General features: G+C 75.1%; 24 protein-coding genes. 18 read left to right on the plus strand and 6 right to left on the minus strand.

The window, feature by feature from the left end; all coding sequences use genetic code 11:
• Positions 1-198 precede the first annotated feature (198 nt).
• The 5 genes from ACF9IK_RS04915 to ACF9IK_RS04935 all read left to right on the plus strand — a co-directional run bounded on the left by ACF9IK_RS04915 (position 199) and on the right by ACF9IK_RS04935 (position 5,204).
• Entirely contained in the window at positions 199-990 is a 792-nt protein-coding gene (locus tag ACF9IK_RS04915; RefSeq protein ID WP_395293001.1) for a hypothetical protein, read from the plus strand.
• 43 nt (positions 991-1,033) lie between these two features.
• Positions 1,034-2,098 carry an AMP-binding protein gene (locus ACF9IK_RS04920; protein ID WP_395293002.1) on the plus strand — a complete coding sequence of 355 codons (1,065 nt, stop codon included), beginning with the start codon at positions 1,034-1,036 and terminating at the stop codon, positions 2,096-2,098.
• 177 nt (positions 2,099-2,275) lie between these two features.
• Positions 2,276-3,271, plus strand: coding sequence for a GlxA family transcriptional regulator (locus tag ACF9IK_RS04925; protein ID WP_395293003.1), 996 nt, complete (start codon positions 2,276-2,278; stop codon positions 3,269-3,271).
• Between the two features lie 43 nt (positions 3,272-3,314).
• The gene (locus ACF9IK_RS04930) at positions 3,315-4,142 is read left to right on the plus strand and encodes an MBL fold metallo-hydrolase (RefSeq protein WP_395293004.1); all 828 of its coding nucleotides are present in this window, start codon (positions 3,315-3,317) and stop codon (positions 4,140-4,142) included.
• Between the two features lie 90 nt (positions 4,143-4,232).
• On the plus strand, positions 4,233-5,204 hold the full coding sequence (locus ACF9IK_RS04935) for an NAD(P)-dependent alcohol dehydrogenase (protein ID WP_395293005.1): 972 nt from the start codon (positions 4,233-4,235) through the stop codon (positions 5,202-5,204).
• A 36-nt stretch (positions 5,205-5,240) separates the two neighbouring features.
• Here ACF9IK_RS04935 and ACF9IK_RS04940 read toward each other — a convergent pair whose 3' ends face one another.
• The 3 genes from ACF9IK_RS04940 to ACF9IK_RS04950 all read right to left on the minus strand — a co-directional run bounded on the left by ACF9IK_RS04940 (position 5,241) and on the right by ACF9IK_RS04950 (position 7,496).
• Positions 5,241-5,870: a hypothetical protein gene (locus ACF9IK_RS04940; RefSeq protein ID WP_395293006.1), complete on the minus strand. Its 630-nt coding sequence runs from the start codon at positions 5,868-5,870 to the stop codon at positions 5,241-5,243.
• 107 nt (positions 5,871-5,977) lie between these two features.
• A complete protein-coding gene (locus ACF9IK_RS04945) occupies positions 5,978-6,136 on the minus strand; it encodes a hypothetical protein (protein WP_395293007.1) in 159 nt (52 codons plus the stop codon).
• Between the two features lie 145 nt (positions 6,137-6,281).
• Positions 6,282-7,496, minus strand: coding sequence for an RNA-guided endonuclease InsQ/TnpB family protein (locus ACF9IK_RS04950; RefSeq protein ID WP_395298430.1), 1,215 nt, complete (start codon positions 7,494-7,496; stop codon positions 6,282-6,284).
• A gap of 25 nt (positions 7,497-7,521) precedes the next feature.
• Between ACF9IK_RS04950 and tnpA the strand changes: the two genes are divergently transcribed.
• Positions 7,522-7,938: an IS200/IS605 family transposase gene (gene tnpA / locus ACF9IK_RS04955; protein WP_395292292.1), complete on the plus strand. Its 417-nt coding sequence runs from the start codon at positions 7,522-7,524 to the stop codon at positions 7,936-7,938.
• Between the two features lie 219 nt (positions 7,939-8,157).
• Here the strand turns inward: tnpA and ACF9IK_RS04960 are convergent, their stop codons facing one another.
• Positions 8,158-9,606, minus strand: a complete 1,449-nt coding sequence (locus ACF9IK_RS04960) for an IS1380 family transposase (RefSeq protein ID WP_395292307.1) — start codon at positions 9,604-9,606, stop codon at positions 8,158-8,160.
• Between the two features lie 131 nt (positions 9,607-9,737).
• Positions 9,738-10,499: a phospholipase gene (locus tag ACF9IK_RS04965; protein ID WP_395293008.1), complete on the minus strand. Its 762-nt coding sequence runs from the start codon at positions 10,497-10,499 to the stop codon at positions 9,738-9,740.
• Between the two features lie 453 nt (positions 10,500-10,952).
• Here ACF9IK_RS04965 and ACF9IK_RS04970 point away from each other — a divergent pair, with 453 nt between their 5' ends.
• On the plus strand, positions 10,953-12,164 hold the full coding sequence (locus tag ACF9IK_RS04970) for an enoyl-[acyl-carrier-protein] reductase FabV (protein WP_395293009.1): 1,212 nt from the start codon (positions 10,953-10,955) through the stop codon (positions 12,162-12,164).
• A gap of 98 nt (positions 12,165-12,262) precedes the next feature.
• Here ACF9IK_RS04970 and ACF9IK_RS04975 read toward each other — a convergent pair whose 3' ends face one another.
• On the minus strand, positions 12,263-13,246 hold the full coding sequence (locus tag ACF9IK_RS04975) for a helix-turn-helix transcriptional regulator (protein WP_395293010.1): 984 nt from the start codon (positions 13,244-13,246) through the stop codon (positions 12,263-12,265).
• A gap of 303 nt (positions 13,247-13,549) precedes the next feature.
• On the opposite strand from ACF9IK_RS04975, the gene ACF9IK_RS04980 reads away from it, so the two are divergent.
• The 11 genes from ACF9IK_RS04980 (at position 13,550) to ACF9IK_RS05030 (ending at position 26,361) form a co-directional block, all read left to right on the plus strand.
• Positions 13,550-13,864 carry a hypothetical protein gene (locus tag ACF9IK_RS04980; protein ID WP_395293011.1) on the plus strand — a complete coding sequence of 105 codons (315 nt, stop codon included), beginning with the start codon at positions 13,550-13,552 and terminating at the stop codon, positions 13,862-13,864.
• A 210-nt stretch (positions 13,865-14,074) separates the two neighbouring features.
• Positions 14,075-14,308 (plus strand): hypothetical protein, encoded by a 234-nt coding sequence (locus ACF9IK_RS04985; protein WP_395293012.1) that lies wholly within the window; start codon positions 14,075-14,077, stop codon positions 14,306-14,308.
• Positions 14,309-14,476: 168 nt separating this feature from the next.
• Positions 14,477-15,514: an AfsR/SARP family transcriptional regulator gene (locus ACF9IK_RS04990; RefSeq protein ID WP_395293013.1), complete on the plus strand. Its 1,038-nt coding sequence runs from the start codon at positions 14,477-14,479 to the stop codon at positions 15,512-15,514.
• Positions 15,515-15,816: 302 nt separating this feature from the next.
• Positions 15,817-18,603, plus strand: a complete 2,787-nt coding sequence (locus tag ACF9IK_RS04995) for a penicillin acylase family protein (RefSeq protein WP_428846365.1) — start codon at positions 15,817-15,819, stop codon at positions 18,601-18,603.
• 385 nt (positions 18,604-18,988) lie between these two features.
• Positions 18,989-20,047, plus strand: a complete 1,059-nt coding sequence (locus tag ACF9IK_RS05000; protein ID WP_395293014.1) for a ketoacyl-ACP synthase III family protein — start codon at positions 18,989-18,991, stop codon at positions 20,045-20,047.
• Positions 20,044-21,609 (plus strand): class I adenylate-forming enzyme family protein, encoded by a 1,566-nt coding sequence (locus ACF9IK_RS05005; RefSeq protein ID WP_395293015.1) that lies wholly within the window; start codon positions 20,044-20,046, stop codon positions 21,607-21,609. The genes ACF9IK_RS05000 and ACF9IK_RS05005 overlap by 4 nt, the downstream gene beginning before the upstream one ends.
• A complete protein-coding gene (locus tag ACF9IK_RS05010; RefSeq protein ID WP_395293016.1) occupies positions 21,599-23,008 on the plus strand; it encodes a type III PLP-dependent enzyme in 1,410 nt (469 codons plus the stop codon). Before ACF9IK_RS05005 ends, ACF9IK_RS05010 begins: the two co-directional genes overlap by 11 nt.
• Positions 23,009-23,013: 5 nt before the next feature.
• Positions 23,014-23,283 carry a phosphopantetheine-binding protein gene (locus tag ACF9IK_RS05015; RefSeq protein ID WP_395293017.1) on the plus strand — a complete coding sequence of 90 codons (270 nt, stop codon included), beginning with the start codon at positions 23,014-23,016 and terminating at the stop codon, positions 23,281-23,283.
• A gap of 64 nt (positions 23,284-23,347) precedes the next feature.
• Positions 23,348-24,370, plus strand: coding sequence for a TauD/TfdA family dioxygenase (locus ACF9IK_RS05020; RefSeq protein WP_395293018.1), 1,023 nt, complete (start codon positions 23,348-23,350; stop codon positions 24,368-24,370).
• A gap of 136 nt (positions 24,371-24,506) precedes the next feature.
• Positions 24,507-25,811 (plus strand): hypothetical protein, encoded by a 1,305-nt coding sequence (locus ACF9IK_RS05025; protein ID WP_395293019.1) that lies wholly within the window; start codon positions 24,507-24,509, stop codon positions 25,809-25,811.
• Between the two features lie 313 nt (positions 25,812-26,124).
• The gene (locus ACF9IK_RS05030; RefSeq protein ID WP_395293020.1) at positions 26,125-26,361 is read left to right on the plus strand and encodes an MbtH family protein; all 237 of its coding nucleotides are present in this window, start codon (positions 26,125-26,127) and stop codon (positions 26,359-26,361) included.
• Positions 26,362-26,420 lie beyond the last annotated feature (59 nt).

Genomic DNA, 26,420 nt, shown 5'->3' on the forward strand with positions numbered 1-26,420 from the left:
CACCGCGGTTCCGCGCCCCTGGCCGAAACCCCGTCAACCGGCCAAATCCTTCGGCTCCGACCGTCATCCGCCGCCGTCCGGCCGGTCCTAGCGTGACCACCGGCGGCGTCCGACGGTTGGGCTCCGTCGAGCGGCCGCACCCGTCACGCACAGGTCGGCCGCTCGCCCATCGGGGGACGGTAGGAAGGGGAACGACGGATGGCGCTGCACAGGGTGACGACGGAACGAACCGCGCGGGGGGTCGCCGCCGGCCCGCCGATGCACCGGCCACTCGCCGCCCTCGCGGCCGCCGCCGTGCTGCTGACCTGCGGGTGCGCCGGTGGGCCCGGCGCCCCGGCCGTCTCCGGCACGGCGAAGCGGGCGGCGGCACCGGACGCCTTCGCCGGCGGGTCGCCGGCGCCGGAGGACGCCGTGCTCCCGGGCGGTCCCGGCGACCCGGCCGCCGCGCCGACGGGCGGCGCGGCGTTCGGCCCCGACGGCCCCCGCGCCCCCGCCTACGGCGGTCTTGGCACCCTGACCGCCTGCGACTCCGGCCGGCGCCTGGCCGTCCTGGACGCCCCGCTGACCGATGTGCCCGACGGCGCCCGGGTCGGCGCCACCGAGCCCACCGGCGCCAACGGCGAGGAGTGGCTGGCGTGGACCGAACCGGACGGCGGCCTCGTCCTGCAGTCCCTGCTCTCCAGCGGCGCCCCCGTGCCCAGGCTGGTCACCGCGGAGCCGGCCGGCACCGTCGCCGTGCGGGACGAGGCCCCCGGCGCGGGCACCGCCGAAGCCTCGGCCCAGCGCTGGCAGCTCACCGACCGCCGGCCGCAGCCGGGCGCCGCCTCGGCGGACGGCTCCGCCGTCCCCGACTGTCTGCGGATCAGGACCCAGGACGGCACCGGCTGTCTGCTCGACGACGGCGCCGACGTGCCGCTGGCGGTCGGCGACTGCTCCTCGCGGGCCGCCTGGTGGAGCCCCCAGGGGCTGTCCGCACCGACCGGTGTCTGACCGCCCCGCCCAAGACCGACCGCCCCGACCGATCGGAGCCGCCATGCCGCCGACCGAGCCGCCGACCGTGACCGGCCCCACCACCGGCACCACCCCTCACCCGTCACCGCCGACCGCCCCGAACCACCCCGACGGCGCGGACGGCGCGGACGGCGCGGACGGCGCGGTGGCGCTGTACGCCGTCGACGCCGTCGGCGCCGGACGGAGCGTCACCCGGCGCGAACTGGCCGCACAGGTCGACCGGGCCACGGCCGCCATGCGCCGGTTCGGCGTGCGCCCGGGCGACCGGGTCGCCCTCCAGCTGCCGCCGACCCCCGAAGCCGTGGCCGCCCTGCTCGCCTGCACCCGGATCGGCGCCGTCGCCACCACGCTCCCCCCGGCGTCCCGGCACCACGATCCGGCCGACGAGCTCGCCCGACGGCGCCTGCGGCGTGTCCAGCTGCTGGTGACCACCGACGACGGGGGTCCGGCCGGGAGCGGGGCCGGGGCCGCCTCACCCGCGTCGCCGCCGGTCCTGACGGTGCGCCCGGCCGGGGGCCCCGGCCGCGCCGAGGAGGGCGCGAGTCCGGGGTGGCACCTCGCCCGCACCGCGCCTCCGGCCGGACACGGCCCTTCCGGGGCGGCCCTCGACGAGCGTGCCGCCGCCGTCCGTCTCGGCCTCCGCGACCCCGCCGACGTCTTCTGGTGCGCCGCCGAGCTCGACTGGCTGGTCCGCCACCCGCTGACCGTCACCGGACCGCTGGCCCTCGGGGCCCCGCAGGTCCTCTGCGCGGACCCGGGCCGCGCCACCCACCCCGAACGCCTCCGGGAGACCCTCGACACCTACCGCGTGACGGTGTTCCACGCCCACCCCGACGCCCTGCACGAGGTCCTCCGGGACTCCCGGACGACCGGCCCGCACACCCCGGACGCGCCCGGCCTCCGTGTCGTCGCCCCGCTCCCCGGACCAGGCGCCCTGGCCGCGCCCGACCACTGGTACTGGGAACGGGACCGTCTGCCCGCCCCGGCCTGGCGCCTGCAGCACGGCCCGAACCCCTGGTCGCCCCCGCCCGCCGTCACCGTCACCGGCCCTTTCCCCGGGCGGCCCGGCGCTACCGCCCGGCCGTGAGCGCCGGCGCCGGCCCCGCCGTCGCCGACGCCCGCCGCTCTTCCAGCCGAACTGCGCCCCGCGCTCCGTTTCCGGACCGTCGCCACCGGGGCCCGCCCGGGGCGAACGGCGCCGGTGGCCGGATCCGACAGAACCCCGTCATTGCGGACACCTGCGGTCCGGCGGAAGGATCGCCGTATGCCCGAACCGCGCACCGTCGTCATCGCCGCCTTCCCCGGCGTCGAACTGCTGGAGGTGACCGGCCCCGCCGAGGTGTTCTCCATCGCCTCGCGCCTGGTGGCCGAGGACGCCCCCGCCTACCGTGTCGAGATCGCCGCCCCGCAGGCCGGCCCGCTGCCCACCGCCGCCGGGATCGACCTGGTCGCGGCGCGGTCGCTGGCGGAGGTGGGCCCCGGCGTCGACACCCTCCTGGTGGCCGGAGCGATGACCGCCGCGGACGGTCGGCACGAGGCGGTGGTCGATCCCGACGTCGTCGCGTGGCTGGCCACGGCGGCCCCGGCCGCGCGGCGCGTCGGCGGGGTGTGCGCGGGCGTCCACCTGCTGGCGGCGGCCGGGCTCCTCGCCGGCCTGCCCGCGACCACGCACTGGCTCACCGCCGACCGACTGGCCGCGGAGTACCCGGACGTCGCGGTCGATCCCGAGCCGATCTTCATCCGCGTCGGCCGGACCTGGACCTGCGCCGGCGTGACCTCCGCCCTGGACCTGGCCCTCGCCATGGTGGCCGAGGACCTCGGCCCCGCGCTCGCCCTCGACGCCGCCCGCGCCATGGTCATGTACGTCAAGCGCCCGGGCGGACAGAGCCAGTTCAGCGTTCCGCTCTCCCTCCAGACGACCGCCGACGACCGGATCGACGAGCTCCGCCGCTGGATCGACGACAACCTCACCGCCCGGATCTCGGTCGAGACCATGGCCGCCCGCCTTCACCTGAGCGTCCGGCACTTCGCCCGCGTCTTCCGCGAGTGCACCGGCCGCACCCCCGCCGACTACCTGGAGGCGGTCCGGGTGGAGGCCGCCCGCCGGCTCCTGGAGGAGTCCACGCACAGCCTGCCCGACGTCGCGGCGGCCAGCGGACTCGGTTCGGTCGAGACGCTGCACCGGGCCTTCCGTCGGCGGCTGGGCACCACCCCGGCCGAGTACCGGCGCCGGTTCCACCGCCATCCGTCCGCCCGCTGAACCCACCGATCGTAGCCGCGTCCCCCTCCCGAAGGAGTCTCCGTTGTCCCGCACCGAGGTCGTCACCCTGCCCGTCGTGGGCCGGCGAGCAGTCAACGCCCACCTGCTGCTCGGCCGCCACCCGATCATCGTCGACGCCGGAACCCCCGGCAGCGGCCGGCGGATCACCGAACAGGTCGCCGCGCACGGCGTCGACCCGGGCGACGTCCGCCTCATCGTCGTCACCCACGGCCACCTCGACCACTTCGGTTCCGCCGCCGAACTGCGCCGGCTCACCGGCGCGCCGATCGCCGCGCACGCGGCCGACCTGGGCCCCTACCGGTCCGGGCGGGGCCGCCTGCCGTACCTGCCCACCGGGCCGATGGGGCGGGTGATGGCCCGGAACGGGAAGCTCCACGAACCGGCCGAACCGTTCGAACCCGACATCGTCCTGCACGGAGAGACCGACGTGTCGGACTTCGGCGTCGACGGCCGCATCATCCCCACCCCGGGGCACACCGCCGGATCCGTCTCGCTCCTCACCGACGACGGGGACCTGGTGGCCGGCGACCTCATCGCCAACTCCTTCCTGGGCCTGGTCCCGGGCCGACCCGCCAACCCGCCCTTCCACGACGACCCGCTCGCCAACCTCGCCAGCCTCCGGGCGATGCTCGCGCTCAAGCCGGCCCGGCTCCACGTCGGCCACGGCACGCCGCTCGACCCGGCCCGGGTGGGCCGCTGGGCGAGGTCCGAGCAGCGCAGGCTCGACCGCCGGGCGGCTCGGGGCCGCCTGCGGTCGAGGCCCCGGGACTCGGGCGGGGAGACCGCGCCGGCCCCGGCCGGATCCGCGACCTCCTCGCCGGCATCCTCCGCGGCCGGCGAGGAGGGGTAGCGGGCCAGAGCCGGCCCGGGGCGACGCGCGCGGCGCGCACCGGCCGGCGGGCGGGCGGGCGGGCGGGCGGGCGCCGTAGGCTACCGCGTCATGAGAGCCATGGCACAGCGCAGTTGGAAGGCCGGCGAACGGTTGGCGCTCGTGGAGCTGCCCACACCCGAACCCCGCAAGGGGGAGGTCCGGGTCGGCGTGCGGGCCGTCGGGGTGAACCCGGTCGACTGGAAGATGCGCAGCCACGGTCCGCTGCGGCTGGCCGCCCGGGTGCTGGGGCCGAGGCCGCCGGTGGTCGTGGGGGTGGACTTCGCCGGGGTGGTCGACGCGGTCGGCCCGGGGGTGGCGGGCTTCGCGCCCGGCGACCGGGTGGTGGGCGGGACCGACTTCTCGCGGCGGCAGCGCGGCTCGTACGCCGACACGGTGGTGGTGCGCGCGGACCAGCTCTGCGCGGTCCCCGACTCGGTCGACCTCACCGTGGCCGCCGCCCTCCCGGTGAGCGGGGTGACCGCCCGGATGGCGGTGGTGGACCTGGGCCGGATCCGCCGGGTGCAGCCGGCCGAGCGCCGGGTGCTGGTCCTGGGCGCCTCCGGGGCCGTGGGCCAACTCGCCGTGCAGATCGCCGCGTCGGAGGGCGCGTTCACGGTCGGCGTCTGTTCGGCTCGGAACGCGGAGCTGGTCGCCGGCCTGGGCGCCGATGCGGTGATCGACTACGGACCGGGTGACGCACTGGCCCGGGCCCGGGCCCACGCCCCCTTCCACCTCGTCGTCGACTGCGTCGGCAGCTACCCCGGCGCCGGTTGCCGGGCGCTGCTGTCCGCGCGGGGCCGCCACATCATGGTGGCGGGCGACGACCCGGCCTCCGCCCTGCAACTGCTCGTCGCGCCGCGGCGCTCCCGGAGCATCCTCGGCAGGCCCACCGGCCGACGGCTGGAGCCGCTGGTCGCGGCGGTGGCCGACGGCAGTCTCCGGGTCTCCCTCGCGCAGACCCTGCCGCTCACCGAGGCCGAGGAGGCGCACCGGCTCAGCCGGAGCGGCCGGATGACGGGCAAGCTGATCCTGCTGCCCTGAGCCCTCCCCGCCGGATCCGTCGGGCGCCGGGGTCCGTCAGGCGTCGCGGGCCAGTCGGCGGCCCTGGTCCAGGAAGGCCGTGAGGGCGCCGACGCCGCCGAGTTCGCGGACCGTCCGGGCGGCGCCGAACGGCGCGTTCCAGAACCCGCCCTGCCGCGGCGGGGTGTGCGGGCCGACGTAGGCGTAGGGCTCGGGCTGGAAGGCGTCGCCCGGCGAGACGCCGTAGTTGACCTCGTCGACGGTCACCCCGATGTCGAAGTGCTCGGGCCAGATGACCGGGTCCGCGCCCGCGAACAGCCCGCGGAGCGCGGCGTCGCCGAGCGCGAAACAGTCCGCGATCCGGCGGGCGGCGGACGGGTCCGCCTCCACCGCGTCGCCGGGCGCAACGCCCGGGCCGTCGTGGTACAGCCCGGCGGGAGCGCCGACCGCCAACCCGAGGGCCGCGCCGAGCTCGGTGCAGGTGGTCCGTTCGAGGGACAGCACCCGCCCGGTCGCGACCAGCTCCGCGCCGACCACCCGCAGCTCCGGCTCGACGACGGTGGCGAAGCCGCCCGGACAGGCGCGCAGGCGGATGGTGCCGCCGGCCCGGTACTGCGGCCCGGCGAGGACCAGCTCCGCCACCGCGTGCAGGGCCCGGCGGGTGCGTACGAGCGTCTCGGTGTCCATGGGGGCATGCTCCCAGAAGCCCGGGGAGCCCGCCCGGGGATCCCTTCCGCCCGGCGGGAGCCGGACGGGCCCGCGGCCGCGGCGCAGCGCCCGGGGGCCCGGTGCCGCTACCGGAACAGGCGGTCACCGCCGGTGGCCATGCGATGGGTGCCGCTGTGGCGGTTCACCCAGTCGCGGACGAGGTTGACGGCGTTGGCGCACTGCCAGCTGTTGTCGTACTCGCGCACTCCGGTGAAGGCGCCGTAGCCCGCGATGATGCCGTTCACACGCGCATCGCCCAGCAGCTTGTCGACGTACCACGGGTCGTTGTAGGTGGTCGTCCAGGAGAGCGTGGCCGCGAGCTGGCCGGCGGCACGGTCGCCGGCGCCCTTCTTCAGCTCCGCGCAGGTGTTTTGACTTCCGCTCCCCGCCCTAAAGGGCGGGGATTCCTACCACGGTCGTCTGACCGTCTCGGTGGGTTCCTGCTTCTTCGCGCTGTGCGGGGACGGGTCCCCGGCTTACCCGCGCTCGACAGGCTGACACCGCCAGTCCGGCGGCCGTGGCTATGTTGACGGCGGCGTTGACGTCCCGGTCCAGCCAGACGCCGCACGCCTGGCACTGCCAGACGCGGATGTTCAGCGGCTTGGGGCCGTCCTTGACGCCGCAGTGGGAGCAAACCTGGGAGGTCGGCTCGAAGCGGCCGATCTTGATCAGGTTCCGGCCGTACTTCGCGGCCTTGTACTCCAGCATGGTGACGAACGCCGACCATCCGGCGTCGTGCACGGACTTGGCGAGCCGTGTGCGGGCGAGTCCCTTGACCGCCAGGTCTTCCACCGCGATTGCTTGGTTCTCGCGAATCAGTCCGGTGGAGACCTGGTGGTGGAACTCGCGCCGGGCGTCGGCCACCCGTGCGTGGTTGCGAGCGACCTTGTGACGGGCCTTCTCGCGGTTCTTGCTGCCCTTGGCCTTACGGGACAGGGCTTGCTGTGCGCGTTTGAGCTTCTTCTCTGCGCGCCGGAGGAACTTCGGGGCGTCGATCTTCCGCCCGTCCGAGAGGACGGCGAAGTGTCCGAGGCCGAGATCGAGACCGGTGACCGGTTCGGTCTCGGGAAGGATCTCGGGGTCCGTCTCGACAACGAAGCCGGCGAAGTACCGGCCTGCGCTGTCCTTGATCACCGTCACCGAGGATGGCACGGACGGCAAGGCGCGGGACCACTTCACCCGCACGTCGCCGATCTTCGGCAGCGATAGGTCGCCGCCCGGTGTGATCTTCCATCGGGCGTTCGCGGTGAAGCGGATCGCCTGCCGGGTGTCCTTGCGGGACTTGAACCGGGGCGGTCCCATCTTCGGGCGCATGCCCTTGAGGCCGTCGAAGAAGTTCCGGTAGGCGGTGTCCAGGTCCCGGAGGGACTGTTGCAGCACCACGGCGGACACCTCGCCGAGCCATGCCCGTTCGGGGGTGTTCTTCGCGGCCGTGAGCTGCTTGGACAGCTCGCCGGACGGGATGAACGGCAGCCCGGCGGCGCGGGCGGTCTCACGTGCCCGGAGGGCATCATTGAAGGCCACCCGTGCACACCCGAACGCCCTGGCCAGCGCGGAACGCTGAGGCCCGTTCGGGTACACGCGGAAGCTGTACCTGAGCTGCACGGTCAGCACCGTACCATTTTGGTTTATGGCTGAGTATCAGAACATCCGCACTGGTCGGCACTGCGCTTTCGCCCTGCATGCGCACTTGGTTTTCGTGACGAAGTACCGTCACAAGGTGTTCGCCGAGCGGCATCTGACCCGGCTCGAAGAGATCATGCGGGACGTGTGCGCCGACTTCGAGGTGGAGTTGGTCGAGTTCAACGGCGAGAACAACCACGTCCACCTGCTGGTGAACTTCCCGCCGAAGGTCGCCCTGTCCAAGCTGGTCAACTCGCTCAAAGGCGTCAGCTCGCGCCGGCTGCGGCAGGAGTACCCCGAGCTGGTCAAGCACTACTGGCGGGCACAGCGTCTGTGGTCCGGTTCGTACTTCGCCGGATCAGTCGGCGGCGCGCCGCTGTCGATAGTCCGGCAGTACATCGAGCAGCAGAACCGTCCGGCTTGACGGTCTGCGGTGGGCACCGTCCACAGTGCGGGAGGGTGCCCACCGCACAGGTCAGACCCGAATCCGCAGGTAGTGGCCGACGGCCTGTCAGTTGATCTCTTTGGCTGGTCGTCGGCTGGAGTGTGGGGTGTGTGGGTAGGCCAATGGCCCGGCTGGCGCGTCGGGTGGGCGGCTTTCCAAGGCGGTGGCGGGTGGTTCTGGACCGGTCGGGGCGGTCGGTCAGGCGGACTGGAGGCGGCGGTGGGCTCGGATGCGGGCCAGTGTCTGGCCGATCAGGCTGGCCGCTGCGGCGGTGAACCGGAGCCGACGGCGGCGACCGGTGCTGGTCAACCGGGCGGCGCGGGCGATGAGCAGGCGACGGACGGTGGCGATGCGACGGCGTGCGGTGCCGATGGGTGCGAGCATCTGCAGCCAGGCGGAGAGGTTGTAGGCCAGCAGCGCGCCCCACATCCACATGGCGTTGACGGCGTGGGACGCGGAGGGCAGGTGGTTCAGGCCGGCGCCGTGGGCGGTGTCGCGGAACAGTTCCTCGACCTCGGTGCGGCGACGGAACTCCCACTCCGCGAGCGCGATCTCCTCGTCCAGGTCCAGCACCTCGTTGGTCGTGAAGAACGAGTAGGCGAACGCCTGATCGGCGATGCCGTCCAGCACCAGGGCGAGCTGGTCCCTGCCGACGGTCCGCGAGCGACGCGAGCGCGCGTCGGCCGAGAGGTCGGCCGCGTCGTAGCGGACTCGTCGGGCGATCACCCGGGTGCCTTCCGGCCAGCCGGCCGGTGCGTGGTCCAGCAGGGCGGCCTGCGCGTCGGGATAGTCGAGGGCGTCGATCCAGTCGTCCTCGTGCACGCGGGCGACCGCTCGCCACAGCGCCGTGCTGCGTGGGACGCCGAGCCGGAACAACGCGCCACGGGCCACGATCTTCTCGGCGACCCTGCCCGCGAAGTAGCCGGTGTCCCCCTGGAACAGGACCTGTCCTGTGGCGTTGGCCGCGCGGACGGCGTCCACGGCCCGGTCGATCTGGCCGAGGGCGTGGGTGCGGCCGTCGGAGCGGCCGTCCAGCAGGTCCGCGACCAGTACCACGCCGGCCTGGGCCCAGTGCGCGGCGTGCACCCGTGCGGAGATCTCGCCCTTGTAGGAGCGGACCACCTGTTCCTTGCGGGTGGAGAACACCTCGACGTCCTTCGCGTCCAGGTCGACGGTCACCCGCCCGGACAGGATCCGGGCCCGCTCGGTGACCGGCAGCGCTGCCAGCGCCCGCCCGGTCAGCTTCGCGCACGCGGTCTCCACGCCCTCCCGCTGCGGCTGCCCGAACCGGGCCGCGAGCGTGGCGGCTGTGGTAGCAGCCGGGACCGGTGCGGGCAGCAGCCCTTCGCCGACCGCATCCGCGCGCAGACGGTCGAAGCCGACCAGGTGGTCCTCTCCGGTCAGCTGCACCACCGCGCAGGCCAGCGCGAACTCGCCCCCGGACAGGCCCCGGTCGCGCTCCTTGACCGGGCCGATCCCCGCGTCCAGCGCGGCGGTGACCCCCAGCACCCGGTCCAGCTCGGCAACCAGCAGCAGGCCGCCGTTCTCGGTCAGCGACCCGTCCACCCCGCCCACCTGGGCGTTCAGACGGGTCCAGCGACCACCGGGAGTACGGGAGGCGGTACGGCGACGCGATATCGTCTTCACCAGACAGGTGCACTTTCACGTTCGAGTCGATTAGGCGTAGGAACCTCAATCTTCTCAAACCGAAAGCGCACCTGTCGTCGTATCAGCTACCAGCCTCCGCCACTACCTGCGGATTCGGGTCAGAGCAGGGTTCAGAATCGCTTCACCACCGGGCTGAAGCCCGGTGCACTGCGATTAGTCCAGGTAGCAGCGTTCGAGGCGCTGTTGCCGAAGCCCTTGGTGATGTCGCTGTCGCCGTAGTCCATCACCCGGTGGCCGGCGGGGAATCCGGAGCCGGACCGGTTGAAGGCGTTGCGGACCTGGTCGCGGGTCCCGGTGGTGGTGATGCCCTCCAGGGGGCCGAGCCTGCCCTCCAGGCTCTTCCAGCCCCGGCCGCCGACGTCCGGGGTGTTGCCGCCGTGGTACTCGTAGAAGCCGTAGAGCACCTGGATCCCGGCGGCCGTCAGCCGCTGCGCCCTGTCGCGCAGGCCGGCGACGCTGCACCCGCGGTTCTGCTGCTCGCCGCAGTCGTTCGGGTCCTTGACGTCCAGCCAGACCAGCGCGAGCCGGCGCCCCGCGTTGGCGTTGGACACGATGCGGTCGATCATGCTGTCGAAGCTCGGGCCCAGCCGGTTGTCACCGGCCGAGGAGCAGTCGTGGTAGGCGCGCCCTTCGTTCGGGTTCCACCAGGCGCAGACGTCGATCTCGATGCTGTTCGCACCGTGGTTGAGGGCGGCGTCCACGCCGTCCAGGGTGTCGACCCGGTGCGCGATGGCGTAGACCGGGTGGCGCTGGTCGGCCGCGGCCGCCGGGGTCGCACCGACCGCGCCGGTGCCGATGATCCCGCACAGCGCCGCCGTCAGCGCCGGCAGGGTCCGCGTGCGACCGGTGGCGCGCCTGAGGTGAGAGGTCACGAACGACACTCCTTCTTGTCGGTGTCCTGACGTGGATCCTCGATCTCACCAACGGTAGGTTGACGTCCGATGAACGGACTCGAAACCCGGACGAGGACGGCTCGGGCCCGCACGGGCCGGTGCCCCGCGTCCGGCGACCGACCCGACCACCCCTCGACTGCACGCCCGACGCGGTCCGTCGACGCCCCGGGGAGGCGACGACGGGGACTCACCCTGGGCGGTCTCCGGTCACCTCGCGAGGAACGCACCGATCCGGCCGAGCAGGGCGCCCCGCCCCGGCCCCGGCCGCTCCGAGCGGTTGACAAGATCGACATCGACAGGATTCCCGGCCGGAGCCTGGTGGGTATCGCCACGTCCCGCTCCGGGCCGGCCGGACAGGATGGTGCCCGGCCGGCCCACCGCCGGTGGCGTACGCCTCTCACCGGGGCGACGGCTCCCGAGCGAAGGAAACCGATGACTCTCCGCCAGATCAAGCCCGGCAACCGCGGCTTCCTCTACGTCAACTCCCACCCCGAGGGCTGCGCCGCCGTCGTCGACGAGCTGTGGCAGCAGACCCCGGCACCCGCCGCACCGGGCACCGCACCGGGCACCGCACCGGGTCCGGTCGCCCTGATCATCGGCTCCAGCGCCGGTTACGGCCTCGCCGCCACCGTCGCCGCGCTGCGCACCCACGGGATGCGCGGGCTCGGCATCGCCTTCGAGGCCCCCGAGACCGAGCGCCGCACCGCCTCCGGCGGCTGGTACCGGACGGCCCGCACCGCCGCGCTCGCCGGACCGGACGGCGACTTCGCCTTCCTCAACGCGGACGCCTTCTCCGACGCGGCCAAGGAGCAGGCGCTGGACCACCTCGCCGCCCGGTACGGCAGGGTCGACCACCTCGTCTACAGCGTCGCCGCGCCCCGCCGCACCGACCCCGTCACCGGCGAGGTCCACCACTCGGTGATCAAGCCCCTCGGGTCCGCCTACCGGGCCAAGACCCTGCAGTTCGACGGCGACACCCCACTCGTCGGCTCCCTGGAGCTCGACCCTGCCGTCGAGGCGGAGCGGAACGCGACCGTGCAGGTCATGGGCGGCGCCGACTGGAAGCGCTGGGTCGACGCCCTCACCGGTCGCGGCCTCGTCCACCCCGGCTTCCACACGGTGGCGCTGACCTACGTGGGCTCGGACCTGACCGCGCCGATCTACCGGGCCGGCACCATCGGCGCGGCCAAGCAGCACCTGGAGGACACCGCGCGCCGCCTCCAGCAGGACCTGGCCCCGCTCGGCGGACAGGCCCACACCGTGGTCGCCGGCGCGGCCGTCACCCAGGCGTCGACGGCCATCCCGTCCATCGCCCTCTACACCAGCCTCCTCCGCGCCGAACTCGGCGACGGATTCCGGAGCACCGCCCAGCAGGCCACCGCCCTCTGGCAGCAGCTCACCGGCGCGGCGCCGCTCCAGCTCGACGAGGAGCAGCGGATCCGTCTGGACGGCTGGGAGATGGACGACGAGGTCCAGGCCGCCGTCCACGAACGCTGGGCCGCCGCGACCACCGACACGCTGGCCGGGCTCGCGGACACCGACTGGTTCCGGGCGCAGGTGGGCCGGCTCTACGGGTGGCACGTCCCCGGGACCGACTACGACGCCCCGGTCCGGACCGCGGTCCCCTGGCCGTCCGCGATCTGAGCCGCTCGGCCGGGCCGTCCGCGGCGGGAGGCGACGGGAGGCGACGGGAGAGCGTCCACGCCGGGAGCGCCGGGAGCGCCGGCGGGCCCGCCGGGCCGTCAGAGGAGGCCGCGCTCGGTGACCCGCTGACCGAGCTGGAACCGGCTCTGGGCGCCGAGCTGCTCCATCAGGTCGGTGATCATCCGGCGCTCGGTCCGGAGGGAGACTCCGAGGCGGCGGGCGGCGGCCTCGTCGGTGAGTCCTGCGGAGAGCAGGCGGAGCAGTTCGCGCTGCTGCGGGGTGATCTCGCCGGCCGGGGTGACGGGGGCGGCGCCGAGCACCTCGGACTGCTCCCAGATCTGGTCGAAGAGCGCGCACAGGCCGGCGACGGCGCCGAGTTCGCGGATCACGGCGACGCCCTTGCTCAGGTCGTCGGGGTCGAGGGGGACCATCGCGACCTCGCGGTCCACGATCTGCATCCGCATCGGCAGGACGCTGGTGGTGCGGGTCTCGCCGCCCTGCGCGGCCAGCCAGTTGGCGTGCTCGACACTGCCCGGATCGTTGCGGATGCTGCTCAGGTAGACGGTCCTCACCTTCACCCCGCGGTCCAGCAGCGCCTGCGTGATCGGGCGGCTGGCCTCGCGGTTCTCCGGGGTCTGCTTGCCCCCGGGGGCGAAGGACATCGTCTCGCGGCGGGCCTGGGTGCCCAACTCCTCCAGCCGGGCCCGGATGTCGTCCAGGCCCGTCAGGTGTTCGACCCCGCCGGAGCCCTCCTCGGGCCGCAGCATGGAGTACTCGGCGACCAGCCCGGCGATCGCGGCCCGACTGGACTCCACCTCGTGCTGCTTGCGCGCGACCTCGGCCTGCCGGCGGGCGATCAGCGCCTCGAAGGCGACCCTGGGGCTGACCGTGCGCATCGCACCGCCGCCCTCCCAGGACGGGCGGATCAGCTCGTGGTCGGCCAGCTCGTCCATCGCGGCGCGGACGGCCGCCTCGGCCAGGGCGAGCGACTCGGCGATGCGGATCACGCCCCAGTCCGGCTGACTCAGCATGAGGCGGTAGACGGCCTCGGCCTCGCGCGTGAGTCCCAGCGTGGTCAGCATTCGATCGGCCCCCTGACGTGAAACGAGCTGCGCCGCGACCAGGAACCGGTTCGCGCACGTACGGTAATGGACGCAGAGCTCCGACGTGCACATCTGAGCAGGTCCAGGTCAGAAAATACCACCGCCGCCGAAAGCCCAGGCACCCGCCGATCAGCCGGTGTTCGGTGCCACCACAGGGGGACGAAACCGAACGGGAAGGCACCGGGAGCAAGCCGGGACGGGGCGGCGGCCGGCGGTCGCAGAACGGGATCGATCACAGGAAATCGGACTTTCGGGCTGGCACAGGCAGGCCATGGCAAGAACGTGCCCGCCCGGGCCCGCCTGTCGGCGCCCGACTTCCACCATCGTGGCTGCGTGCATGTCGTTCACTTCACCATGACCCGCCCCCGCGACGCGCCGGTTCCGGCCGACGGTACGGTGGCCGCCGCGTTGCGCGCCGCCGCCCGCCTCCATCGCGGCCCGGAACACATCCGCGTGCACGGCTCGCGCGCCGGCGCGCGCGGCGTGATGTTCGTGATCGCACCGTGCCCGGACACCGCGCGCGCCCTCTGCCTGACCGTCTGCGCCCAGGCGATCGCCGGGACCCCCGAACTGACCGGGTGGTTCGTCGACGTCTGACCGCCGCGACGCCCCCGGCACGATCCGGCCGCGACCGCTGACACAGATATGCCAGCGACAACTTGTGTCACCCGAGAGCAAGGACAACCGGCTTGCGGGCCGGGCAGAATCGAAGTGTCGAAGCGCGGCGAGCAGCACTGGCACGGACCGCCGCCCGACCGACCACCCACACCACGCGACCGGGCATCCCCATGCCCGAAAGGAGCCACCATGTCCGCCCTGAAGTTCCGTCTCGTCTCCGCCCTCGCCGCCGTCACCGTGGTGCTGGGCGCCGCCGCCGGGCTCGCCGCCGGCACCGGGACCACGGCACCGGACCGCGGCACCGCCACCCTCGCCGGCCAGGAGCCGGCCACGTCCACGGCGACCACCACCAGCGCCACCACCGCCACCACGGGCTCCCAGCACCACAACGCGGACACGAACGACATGGGCTGGCAGTGGTGAACCGGCGCCGGCCCGCCCGGCACCACCGTCCGGCCGGCCCGGACCCGCGCCGCCCCGGCGCCGACCGACCCTGAACGGACCCGGCCCCGGTGCGGCCCTGACCCCGCACCAGCTCCCACAACTGCGTCCGAGCCGCCACGCGACGGCCCCGGCTCGGCGGAGGCTGCCATGACCACTCCTCTCCTTCCGACCACCCACCCGGCCGGCCTCAGCTTCGAACTGCTGGGTGAAGTCCGGGGTTGGCGGGACGGCATCGAACTCCCGCTCGGAGCGCCCCGCCAGCGCGCCCTGCTCGCCGTCCTGCTGCTGCGCGCCGGCTCGCCCGTCGGCCGCGACCACCTGATCGACGGGATCTGGGGCGACGCCACCGTGGCGGACGGCGCCAACCTGGTGCAGGCGTACGTCTCCAAGCTGCGCAGGCTCTTCGAACCCGACCGGGCACCGCGCACGACCGGCGGCGTGCTCACCCGGATCGGCGCCTCCTACCGGCTCTCCGTCGGCCCCCACCAGTGCGACCTCGGCCGCTTCGAGCAGTCGGTGGCCGATGCCCGGGCGCTGCGCTCGGCCGGGCAGCCCGAGGCCGCCGAACGGACCCTCGCCACCGCCCTGGACTCCTGGTCCGGCCCCGCACTCACCGGGGTCAGCGGCCCGCTGCTCGACGTCGAACGCGCGCGGCTCGCGGAGCTGCGCCTCGCCGTCGTCGAGGAACACGCCGAGCTGGCGCTCCAACTCGGCGGCCACGCCTGGCTGGTGCCCCACCTGCTCGTCCTCACCACCGAGCACCCGTACCGCGAGCGGCTCTGGGCCCTGCTCATGGTCGCGCTGTACCGGGGCAGCCGGCAGGCCGACGCGCTGGCCGCGTACCAGCGGGCCCGGCACACCCTGACCGAGAACCTCGGCCTGCTACCGGGGCCGGAGCTGCGCAGCATCGAGGAGGCGATCCTCGCCGGACGCCCCGACCCGCTCGTACCGGCCCGGCCCGCCGCCCCGCTCTCCCTCACCCCTCCGCCCGGCCCGGTCGGGCCGGGCGGCGACCCGGCCCCGGGCCGTGGCGTACCCACGGCACCGGCGGCGGCGCGCCGCACGGAGCCGGCAGCGGGGCGGCCCCACCTGGCCCTGGTCGGCACGACGCCGGCCACCGTGCCCGCACCGCGCGCAGCCGCACGCGGCCCCTGGGCCGACGGTCCGACCCGCCTGGCCCGCTGAGCCGTCGGACCGGCGCGCTCCGGTCCGTCCCGCCCCTGTGCGGCCGGGGACCGCACGGCCGTGAACTCCCCGCGCCCCGACGTCGGCCCGACCGGCACCCGCGGCGCCCGGCCCTGCGCGAACCTCCGCCCGTCCGTCGCGCCCCCTCTGCCCGAGCGATCGCCCCGCGTCCGCCCTTCCGTCTGCCCGTTCGCTCGTCCCCGCCCGCTTGCCCCCGCCGCCGTGCGCCCGCGCCCGCCTGCGCGCGCACGGCGGCACTCGCCATGGCCGGATCCCCGTCGAGACAAGGAAGCACCCGCCCCGTGACAGTCCAGACCGACACCACCGCGCCGGACGATCCGCGTCCGGCCACCGAACCCGGACCGGAGGCCGGCCCCGCACCGGAGGCCGGCCCCGCACCGGAGGCCGCAGCCGTACCGGGAGCCGAGCACGCACCAGGCGCCGCCACCGACACGACCGCCGCGGCCGGGGCCGACCCCGCCCCCGCCCCCGCCCCCGCCCCCGCGGCGCGCCCACGACGCCGGCGGCGGGTGCTGCGCATCCTCAGGCGCACCGCGGTCGTCCTCACCGCCCTGGTGCTGCTGGCGGCCGCCAGCCTGGCCGGCTACGCGTACTGGACGGTGCAGCGCTCGCTGCCGCAGCTGTCCGGCACCACGACCGTGCCGGGGCTGTACGGCGACGCCCGGATCGTCCGGGACGCCTCCGGCATCCCGCAGATCTACGCCGACAGCGCGCACGACCTCTTCCTCGCCGAGGGCTACGCCCAGGCACAGGACCGGTTCTGGCAGATGGACGTCCAACGGCACGTCACCGCCGGCCGGCTGGCCGAGATGTTCGGCCCGAGCGAGGTGCAGACCGACAAGGTGGCCCGCACCTTCGGCTGGTACCGGGTGGCCGAGCAGGAGGTGACGATGCTGTCACCACAGACCCAGGAGTACCTGCGGGCCTTCTCCGACGGCGTCAACGCCTACCTCGGCCGGCACGAGGGCGCCGAGCTGTCGGTGGAGTACCCGGTGCTCGGCTTCGTCGCCGACGACTACCGGCCCGAGCCGTGGACCCCGGCCGACTCGGTCTCCTGGCTGAAGACCATGGCCTGGAACCTCAACACCGGCATGATCGACCAGTTCGAGCACGCGATGCTGCCCGCCGACCTGCCGGACGGGGCGTCCGACGACCTCTTCCCCGACTACGACTACCGGCGCTGGACGCCCATCGTCCCCGACCGGGCGCCCGCCGGCCAGCCGCCCGCCGACGACCAGGCGGCACCCGCCGCGCCCGCCGTCCCCGCCCCGCCCGCCGTCCCCGCCGCGGCCTCGGCCGCGCTGGCCGACAGCGCCGAGGTGCGCACCGTCCTGGCCGCCGTCCTCGGCCCGCAGGGCACCGGTATCGGATCCAACTCCTGGGTGGTGGCCGGCAGTCGCACCACCACCGGCAAGCCGCTGCTGGAGAACGACCCGCACCTGACCCCCTCGCTCCCGGGCATCTGGTACCAGGTCGGCCTGCACTGCACCCGGACCGGCCCGGACTGCGCCTTCGACGTCAGCGGCTTCACCTTCGCCGGCATGCCGGGCGTGGTGATCGGCCACAACGCCGACATCGCCTGGGGCTTCACCGACCTCGGCGCCGCCGACTCCGACCTGTTCGTGGAGCGGGTCGACGGCTCCAGCTACGAGCACGAGGGGAGCCGGCTGCCGCTGACCCTCCGCCAGGAGAAGATCAAGGTGGCGGGCGGACACCCGGTCGACCTGACCGTGCGGTCGACCCTGCACGGCCCGCTGATCTCGGATGTGCTCAAGACCGCCGGCGAGGTCGCCGACCGCGGCCGGATACCGGACGTCCCGCCGCACGGCGAGCAGGACGGCTACGCGGTGGCGATGCAGTGGACCGCACTCGACCCCGCCCCCACGGTGGACGCCCTCTTCGCCCTGGACCGGGCCAGGGACTGGAACGACTTCCGCGCCGCCGCCGCGGTCTTCGCCTCCCCCGTGCAGAACATGATCTACGCGGACACCGCCGGAAACATCGGCTACCAGACGCCGGGCCGCATCCCGGTCCGCAAGGCCGGGGACAGCCGCCGCCCGGTGCCCGGCTGGACCGGCGCCTACGACTGGACCGGCTACCTGCCCTTCGACCAGCTTCCCACCAGCTTCAACCCACCCGAGGGCTACATCGTCACCGCCAACAACGCGGTCGTCGGCCCCGGCTACCCGCACCTCATCGGCGCCGACTGGGGCACCGGTTACCGCAGCCGCCGGATCGGCGAACTGATCGAGCAGGCCGGCAAGCTGGACGTCGCGGCGATGGAGCGGATCACCCAGGACACCTGGAACGGCAACGCCGCCACCCTCGTGCCCCACCTGCTCCGGGTCGAGGTCGGAGCCGAGACCGGGCCGGCCCGCGACCTGCTCCGCGGCTGGGACTTCACCCAGGGCGCCGACTCGGCGCCGGCCGCCTACTTCAACGCGATCTGGCGCGAGCTGTTGAAGGAGGCGTTCACCGACCGGCTGAGCCGGGCCGGGGTCAAGGGCTACGCCTACCCGGACGGCGGCGGCCACTGGTTCGAGGTGGTGCGTGGCCTGCTCGACAAGCCGGACAGCCTCTGGTGGACGAGTACCGCCGAGCCCTCCGTCCAGGGCCGCGACGCCATGCTGCGGCGGGCGATGGAGCAGGCCGCCACCGACCTGCGGAAGCGGCTCGGCGACGCCCCTGAGAAGTGGCGCTGGGGAGCCCTTCACACCCTGACGCTGGAGAACCCCACCCTCGGCACCGCCGGCCCCGCCCCGCTGCAGTGGCTGCTGAACGCCGACCCGATCGGCGTCGGCGGCGGCACCGACACGGTGCTGGCCAACGGCTGGGACCCGAAGAAGGGCTTCGAGGTGATCTGGGTCCCCTCGATGCGGATGGTGGTGGACCTGGCTGACTTCGAACGCTCGCGCTGGATCAACCTGACCGGCGCCTCCGGCCACGCCAGCGCGGACACCTACACCGATCAGACGACGCTCTGGGCCAGGGGCGACAGCCTGGCCTGGCCGTACGGGACGGCCGCGGTGGACGCGGCCGCCCGCGACCGCCTGCGCCTCACCCCCTGAGGCCGCGCCGCTACTCCCGTCCCCCGGAGCTCCTTGCGGAGGTCCCTCCCGGTGCCCGGTCCCGCCCACGGCGGGGCCGGGCACCGGCGTGCGACGGGCCGGGGCGGGCCCCGGTGCGGGTTCGGCGCTGTTTCAGTGCGGCTTCAGTGCCACGTCAGTGCGGCTTCGGTCCGCTGCCGGTGGGCCATCGGTCGGTGGCCCGTCCGGCGTCAGCGGCACCACCCCGGCCGGTCAGCCGGCTTTCCGTGCGCCGTCAGACGGAGGCCAGCGCAGCACCGACCGGGCGCCAGTGGAGGGCAACCGCGCGGCAGGCGGCGGACGGAAGCATCGTCACCGACAGTCGCCCCCGGCAGAGCGCTGCCACGGGGCCGGAGATCGGAGGGACATGCGCTGGGAGCAGGTGTACCTGGCCGGCACGGGTGTCTGGCTGGCCGACCGCGCGGACGCCGCCGCGGCGGTCGCGGCCGGTGCGTACGACGCCCGGGAACACGCCGTCAACCGGATCGACTCGGTCAGTGCGGCCACCGCCGGCGGTCCGGACGACCTGGCACCGCCCGAGATGGCGGTCCGTGCGGCCCGCACCGCACTGCGCCGGGCGGGCCGCACGGCCGAGCGGATCGGCACCGTATTCCACAGCTACCTGTGGTTCCAGGGTGCCGAGTTGTGGCCCGCCGCCGCGTACGTGGCGCAGCACACGGTCGGCCCGGCGGTGCCCGCCTTCGACCTGCTGCAGCAGTGCAACGCCGGGCTCGCCGGGATGGAGCTGGCGGCCCGCCAGCTCCGGGCCGGCGAGCCCGGCCGGGACGAGGCCGTGCTGCTGACCACCGCCGACCGCTTCGCGCGGCCGGCCTTCGACCGCTGGCGGGCCGAGCGGGGCATGGTCTACGGCGACGGCGGCACCGCCGTGGTCCTCAGCTCCTCCCCCGAGAACGCGGTCGGCCGCCTGCTGGCCACGGCGACCAGGGTGGACAACTCGCTGGAGGGCCTGGCCCGGGGCACCGGGTTCCGCCCCGGCCCGGAGGCGGCGGACCGGCCCGTGGACCTGGGGGCGCGGACCGAGGAGCACTTCCGCACCCACCGCAACCTGCGGGCCGTGACGATCCGGACGGCCGAGGTGGCGGCGGAGTCGATCCGGGCCGCGCTGGCCGAATCCGGGACACCGATCGAGCGCATCGCCCGGGTCGTCCTCAACGCCACCGGGCACCAGCGGATGCTCTGGCAGCTGGAACAGCAGCTGGGCGTCGACGAGAAGCGCTCCACCTGGGAGTTCTGCCGCGAGGTGGGCCACCTGGGCGCCGGGGACCACATCGCCGGTCTGAACGAACTGCTGGAGACCGGCGACGTGGCCGCGGGCGACCGGGTCCTGCTGGTCGGCGGCGGCACCGGCTACAGCTGCACCAGCGCGGTCGTCGAGATCACCGGTCCCGCGGGCGGGTGCTCATGAACGCCCTCCCCGTGGGCGCGCCGGACGCGACCCTCGCCGCGGGCGGGCCGGGCGCGCCCGGCCGGGACGGCACCCTCGTCGTCGACCTGCTCGACGCGGCCGCCGCCGCCCGCCCCACCGCGCCGGCCGTCCGGGACGCCGGCGGCGCCTGGAGCTACGCCGAACTGGCCGGTGCCAGCCGTACGGTGGCCGCCTGGCTGCGCGGCCCCGGCGGTGTCTCGCCGGGTGACCGCGTGGTCCTGCGGCTGGGCAACCGGCGGGAGTCCGCCGCCCTGTACTACGGCGTGCTGCGCGCCGGCGCCGTCGCGGTGCCGCTGAACCCGGAGATGAAGTCCTTCGTGCTGCGCCGGGTACTGGCGGACGCCGCGCCCGCCGTCGTGGTGCTCGACCCGTCCGAGGCGGAGCCGGTCCGCGAGACGGTCGCCGCCTGCGGTGCCCGGTCGGCCGGGCCTGCCGAGCTGCTGGCCCACGGTGGTGGTGGGGAGGCGCTCGGTGCGCCGGCCGGCGTCGACGTCACCGCCGACGCGGTCGCCCAGCTGATCTACACCTCCGGCAGCACCTCCGCTCCCAAGGGCGTGGTCTGCACCCACCGCCAGGTCGTCTTCGCCGCCCGGGCGATCGCCCGCCGTCTCGCCTACGGGCCGGACGACGTGGTGCTCGCCGCGCTGCCGCTCTCCTTCGACTACGGCCTCTACCAGCTCCTGCTGGCCGCGATCGGCGGCGCCGAGGTGGTGCTGGCGGACGCGGCCGCGCCGGTGCGGGTGCTGACCGCACTGCGCGAGCACCGGGCCACCGTCGTCCCGGTGGTGCCCTCGCTGGCCGAGATGCTGTGCCGGCTCGCGGCCCGTGGCACGCCGCCGGACCACGTCCGGCTGTTCACCAACACCGGTGCCGCGCTGGCCGGTTCGACCATCGAGGCGCTGCGCACCGGCTTCCCGGGCGCGGCCGTGGTGGCGATGTACGGGATCACCGAGTGCAAGCGGGTGACGATCGCTGAACCGGATGCCGACCGCGAACGCCCCGGCTCGGTGGGACGGGCGCTGGACGGCACCACGGTCGAGGTCCTCGACGCGCGGGGCCGCGCGCTGCCGCCGGGCGAGGTCGGCGAGATCGTCGTCGGCGGCCCGCACGTGATGTCCGGCTACTGGAACGCGCCCGAACTGACCGCCCACCGCTACCGCCCCGACCCGGGCACCGGTCGGGTCCGGCTGCACACCGGCGACCACGGCCGGCTGGACGAGGACGGACACCTCTACTTCGCCGGGCGCCGCGACGACCAGTTCAAGCGGCGCGGCGTCCGGATGGGGACGCCGGAGATCGAGGCCGCCGCCCTCGACGTACCGGGCGTCCGGGCGGCCGCCGCGCTGCCGCCCCGGGACGGGAACGACCTGCGCCTGGTCGTCACCGGCGAGGACGGCCTGACCGCGCGCCGGGTCCTCGACGGACTGGAGCAGCGGCTGGAGCCGGCGAAGGTGCCCGCCGCCTGCCGGGTCCTCGCCCGGATGCCGCTCACCCCCAACGGCAAGATCGACCGGAAGGCGCTGGAGACCGATGCACACTGACCACTCCCCCGCCCCCGGAACGGCCCGCGCTCCCGGCCGGGGCGCCACCGAGGACCCGCCCTCCGCCGAGGACGCGCTGGCGGCCGAGCTGGTGCGCCGCTACGGCAGCCCGCTGTACGTCTACGACCTGGACCGGGTCGCACGGGCCGCCGCCGACCTGCGGGCGGCCCTGCCCGAAAACGCCCGGCTCTACTACTCGTTGAAGGCGAACCCGCACCCCGAGCTGGTCCGCACCCTGCGCGTGGCCGGCTGCCGCCCGGAGATCTGCTCGACCGGCGAGCTGGCCGCCGCGCTGGCGGCCGGCTTCGACGGGGCCGACTGCCTCTACGGCGGCCCGGGCAAGACCGCCCAGGAGCTGCGCGAGGCGCTTGCGGCCGGGGTGCGCACCTTCTCCGTCGAGTCTCCGGCCGACCTGCGCCGGGTCGGCTCCGAGGCCCGGGCCCTCGGGGTCACCGCGCGCTGCCTGCTGCGGATCAACGGCACCGGCGCCGGCGCGGGCGTCGGCCTGCGGATGACCGGCGGGGCCTCCCAGTTCGGCCACGACATCGCGGACGGCCTGCCGGACCTCGCCGAATTCACGGTGGACGGGACGGAGTTGTGCGGCCTGCACTTCTTCCCGCTGACCAACGCGGCCGACCCGGCGGGCCTGCTCGCCGAGGCGGTCGCCTCGATCCGCACCGCCGCCGCGCTGGAGGCCCACTGGGGCCTTCCGCTGCGGATGCTCGACCTCGGCGGCGGCTTCGCCTGCCCGTACGCGGCACCGGGCGAACGGCCGCGCTACCACGCGCTGCGCGAACCACTGACGGCCGCGCTGGACGAGCACCTGCCGGGCTGGCAGCGGAGGTTGGAGCTGGCCTTCGAGTCCGGCCGCTACCTCGTCGGCGACAGCGGGCGGCTGATCTGCACCGTCACCGAGGTCAAGGAGAGCCGGGGCACCGCGTACGGCGTGCTGGACAGCGGGATCAACCACCTCGGCGGACTCTCCGGGGTCGGCCGGCTGCCCTCGCTGCGAGCCGAACCGCTGCGCCTCGCCCGTTCGACCGGGTTCGCCGACAGGCCGGTTGAGACCAGCCGGGTGGCACTGGTCGGACCGCTCTGCACACCCGCCGACGTGATCAGCCGGGCCGCCGAGACCGTGCCGCCGCAGGCGGGCGACCTGCTGGCCGTGCCCAACGTCGGCGCGTACGGCGCCACCGCGAGCCTGCTCGGCTTCCTGAGCCGCCCCGCCCCGACCGAGGTCACGGTGCGGGACGGCCGGGTGGTCGGCGCCGACCGCCTCGCCCTCAGGCGCGAGCCGCTGCCCGGCCACCACACCACCGAGCCCGTGGATCACCCCACCGGGCACCACCCCACCGAGCACCACCCGACCGAGCACCACCCGACCGACACGAGGAGCTGAGCACCTTGACCGAGAACGCCAGTTGGGACGCCCGCTACGAGGCCGTCCTGACCGACCTGATGCCCCGGCTCGCCGAGGAGCAGCCGCTGCCCGCCGACCGCGAGCTGCGCACCGCCGGGCTCGACTCGATGGCCACCGTCGAACTGCTGGTGCGACTCGAAGAGGCCTATCAGGTGGCCATCCCCGACGAGGAGCTGGGCCCGGAGGCCTTCGAGACCGTGGGAAGCCTCTGGGCCGTGGTCGCCGGGCAGCTGGACGCGGCCGCCCCGCGCTGACCGCCCGCCGGCCGCCCCTCACCGGCCGACCGCCCCCGTAACCCTTCGAGAAAGGCTGACACCTGTGCCGGTTTCACCGGACATCGAGATCTCGGCACCGGACGTGGTGCTGACCAGGGCCGAGAGCGCCGCGACCGAACGGGTCGCCGCACTGCTCTGCGGCCCGCCGCAGGCCCTGGTCGACGAGCCCGCCTGGGTCGCCGAGGCCCGCGACCGCTGGGAGGACCTGCCCGCCCGCCTGCGGCGCGCCCTGCGCGCCTTCCGCCGCGACCCCGGACCGGGCGGCGCGCTGCTGGTGCGCGGACTCCCGGTCGCCGCACCCGCGCTCGGCCGCACGCCGCTGACCGGCGGTTCGGTCCAGCGCACGGCCACCGTGCCGGCCGCGGTGCTGATGCTCGCCGCGTGCGGTCTCGGCGACCCGGCCGCCTTCCGCCCCGAGAAGGCCGGCGCGCTGGTGCAGGACGTCGTCCCGGTCCCCGGGCAGGAGGAGTTCCAGGGCAACGCGGGCTCGGTGCTGCTCACGTTCCACAACGAGAACGCCTTCCACCCGCACCGGCCGGACTTCGTCATGCTGCTCTGCCTGCGCGCCGACCCGGACGGGCTCGCCGGGCTGCGCACCTCCTGTGTGCGCGAGGTGCTGCCGCTGCTGGACGAGCGGACCCGGAGGGACCTGCGGCGCCCGGAGTTCCGCACCGCGCCGCCTCCCTCCTTCGGTGCCGCCGACGGCCCCGCCGAGCCGCACCCGGTACTCGGCGGCGCGCCCGAGGACCCCGACCTGCGGGTGGACATGGCCGCCACCGAACCCCTGACCGAGCGGGCCGCGGCCGCGCTGGACGAGCTCCAGCGGCTCTTCGAGCGCACCGCCCGGACCGTCCGGCTGGAACCCGGCGACCTGGCCGTCGTCGACAACCGGATCGCCGTGCACGGGCGCACCGCGTTCAGCCCGCGGTTCGACGGTACCGACCGGTGGCTCCAGCGCACCTTCGTCCTCGCCGATCTGCGCCGTTCGCGCGCCCACCGGGCAGGCGACGGCTACGTGCTGGCCGACCCGGCCCACCCGGCCGACTCCGCCGAGCAGGCCGCCTGACGGCCGGTCCACCGCAGCCGTCCACCCCACCGCCGCAGCCTGGCCGGGCTGTGCCGTCCTGCCCGCAGGCAGCCGCCCGCGGGCACCGCCCCACCGGGCCGTTCCCGGCCCGGTCGACCACCGAACGGAGCGCCCCGTGACCACCGCCATCTCCCCGGCCCCTGTCAGCGGCCCGGCCGCCACGCCCACCGCCGACCCTGCCCGGACCGCCGACACAGCGCCGCCGACCCGGCCGTCCATACCGGGCGCCGCCCCCACGGCCGAGCCCACCACCGCACCCGATCCCGCCCCCACCGTCGATCCGGCCCTCGCGCCCGGCGTCGGCGGCCCGAGTCTGGCCGCCGCCCGGCCGGACCGGGCCGACGCCGACCCGCGCCGCGCGTTGGACGAGCTGGCACGCTGGCGGGCCGACGGCCGGGCCGCCGACCGGTTCCCGTACCGGGCGGTGCTCGGCCACTACCGGGCGGTCGGCAAGAACGCGGTCGGCGCGGAGCTGCTGACGGCCCTGCGCGCCGTCGAACCGCCCCGCGTCGAGACCGCCGACCCGGCGGAGCGGCTGCTCGCGGACTGGCTGCCCCAGGTGGTGGACGGCCGGGATGGCGACTACGACAGCTATCTGGGCAGCCCGGTCTACGCCTCGCCGGCGGTGACCGGGGCGGGCACGGCGCAGGTGATCACCGCCCTGCTCGCCGACGTGGTGGCCGTCGAGGCCGCCACCCTGGCCGGGGCCCCGGCCGGACTGGCCCGCACCCGGGCCGCCCTGCGCGCCCTCACCGCGGCGGCCGGCCTCCCGGCCGAGCGCGGCGCCCCGGCCGAGCCGGCCGAGCTCGTCCACGCCTGCACCGAGGCGGTCGCCGCGGCCCGGGACGCGGTGCCGGCCGACCTGCTCCGCGCCGTGGAGGTGACGCTGACACCGACCACCACGAGCCACGACGAACAGATGTTCATCCGGGTGATCCAGATCTTCGAGGCGGTCTTCGCCGCGGTCGCCGACGCCGTGCGGGCGGCCACCGAGGCCGTGGCCGCCGGCCGGTCCGGGGCGGCGCGGGAGCTGCTGGCGGGGGCCGCCGGACAGGTGGCCGGGACGTCCGCGGTGTTCCGGGTCCTGACCACGATGCCCAGGGACGCCTTCGCGGTGATCCGGGCCAACACCGACGGGCGGAGCGCCGTTCAGTCCCGGGCGTACCGGACCGTCGAGCGGTCCTGCCCGGCCCTGCACCGCACGCTGCTGGACAGCGGCCTCCCGCAGGACGAACTCCACTCCGTCATGGTCGAGTTGGACGACGCCTGGGGAGCGATGAAGCGCACCCACTGGGGCATCACGATGAAGATCATCGGGATGGTGCGCGGCACCGGCGGCACCGCCGGCGCCTCCTACCTGCGCGAGGCCGCCGAGGCCCGGCTCTTCCCCGACCTCGGCCGGGCCCACCAGGGCGGCTGAGGCCACCGCCCGGCGGCCGGGACCGCACCGGCTCGCGGTCCCTGGTCGGGGCCGAGGACTTCAGCCGACGTTCAGTGAGCCGTCAGTGAACCGCCGGTGAGCCGTCCGTACGGCGCCAGCCCGGGCCCGGTCCCGCGCCGGTGGGGCGCCGGAGCCGCATCCGCCTCCGCCCAGGCCGGGCACAGATCGCGGTCAGGGCGGAACGACAGCATCGATGACAGGTCGGCCCGCCCGTGCGGCCGCAGCGGCCGGCGGACGGGACCCCCGTCACCGGAAGCACCGGAAGACCCATCCATCGGATCGGAGCACAGCCATGAGCAACGAGGACACCACCGTCTACGAGGTCGTCGTCAACCACGAGGAGCAGTACTCGATCTGGCCGGCCGACCGGGACCTCCCGGCCGGCTGGCGGGCCGAGGGCACCCGGGGCGGGAAGGCGCACTGCCTGGCCCACATCGACGAGGTGTGGACCGACATGCGGCCGCTGAGCCTGCGCCTGGCGATGGCGCAGCAGGCCGCCGAGGCCGACGCGGTCCCGGCCGCCGGCTGAGCGGGCAGCGGCCGGCCGGAACGGCCGCCGACAACGGCAGACACAGGGCATCGGACACC

Source organism: Kitasatospora hibisci, from assembly GCF_043950205.1.
Lineage (GTDB): Bacteria > Actinomycetota > Actinomycetes > Streptomycetales > Streptomycetaceae > Kitasatospora > Kitasatospora hibisci.

Excerpts from the sequence above, each read along its gene's own strand:
- ACF9IK_RS04975 (WP_395293010.1), bottom strand. The coding sequence starts at position 13,246 with ATGCTGACCACGCTGGGACTCACGCGCGAGGCCGAGGCCGTCTACCGC.
- ACF9IK_RS05000 (WP_395293014.1), top strand. The coding sequence starts at position 18,989 with ATGCGCTGGGAGCAGGTGTACCTGGCCGGCACGGGTGTCTGGCTGGCC.
- ACF9IK_RS04985 (WP_395293012.1), top strand. The coding sequence starts at position 14,075 with ATGTCCGCCCTGAAGTTCCGTCTCGTCTCCGCCCTCGCCGCCGTCACC.
- ACF9IK_RS04920 (WP_395293002.1), top strand. The coding sequence starts at position 1,034 with ATGCCGCCGACCGAGCCGCCGACCGTGACCGGCCCCACCACCGGCACC.
- ACF9IK_RS04925 (WP_395293003.1), top strand. The coding sequence starts at position 2,276 with ATGCCCGAACCGCGCACCGTCGTCATCGCCGCCTTCCCCGGCGTCGAA.
- ACF9IK_RS04915 (WP_395293001.1), top strand. The coding sequence starts at position 199 with ATGGCGCTGCACAGGGTGACGACGGAACGAACCGCGCGGGGGGTCGCC.
- ACF9IK_RS04940 (WP_395293006.1), bottom strand. The coding sequence starts at position 5,870 with ATGGACACCGAGACGCTCGTACGCACCCGCCGGGCCCTGCACGCGGTG.
- ACF9IK_RS04970 (WP_395293009.1), top strand. The coding sequence starts at position 10,953 with ATGACTCTCCGCCAGATCAAGCCCGGCAACCGCGGCTTCCTCTACGTC.
- ACF9IK_RS04935 (WP_395293005.1), top strand. The coding sequence starts at position 4,233 with ATGAGAGCCATGGCACAGCGCAGTTGGAAGGCCGGCGAACGGTTGGCG.
- ACF9IK_RS04990 (WP_395293013.1), top strand. The coding sequence starts at position 14,477 with ATGACCACTCCTCTCCTTCCGACCACCCACCCGGCCGGCCTCAGCTTC.
- ACF9IK_RS05010 (WP_395293016.1), top strand. The coding sequence starts at position 21,599 with ATGCACACTGACCACTCCCCCGCCCCCGGAACGGCCCGCGCTCCCGGC.
- tnpA (WP_395292292.1), top strand. The coding sequence starts at position 7,522 with ATGGCTGAGTATCAGAACATCCGCACTGGTCGGCACTGCGCTTTCGCC.
- ACF9IK_RS05030 (WP_395293020.1), top strand. The coding sequence starts at position 26,125 with ATGAGCAACGAGGACACCACCGTCTACGAGGTCGTCGTCAACCACGAG.
- ACF9IK_RS05005 (WP_395293015.1), top strand. The coding sequence starts at position 20,044 with ATGAACGCCCTCCCCGTGGGCGCGCCGGACGCGACCCTCGCCGCGGGC.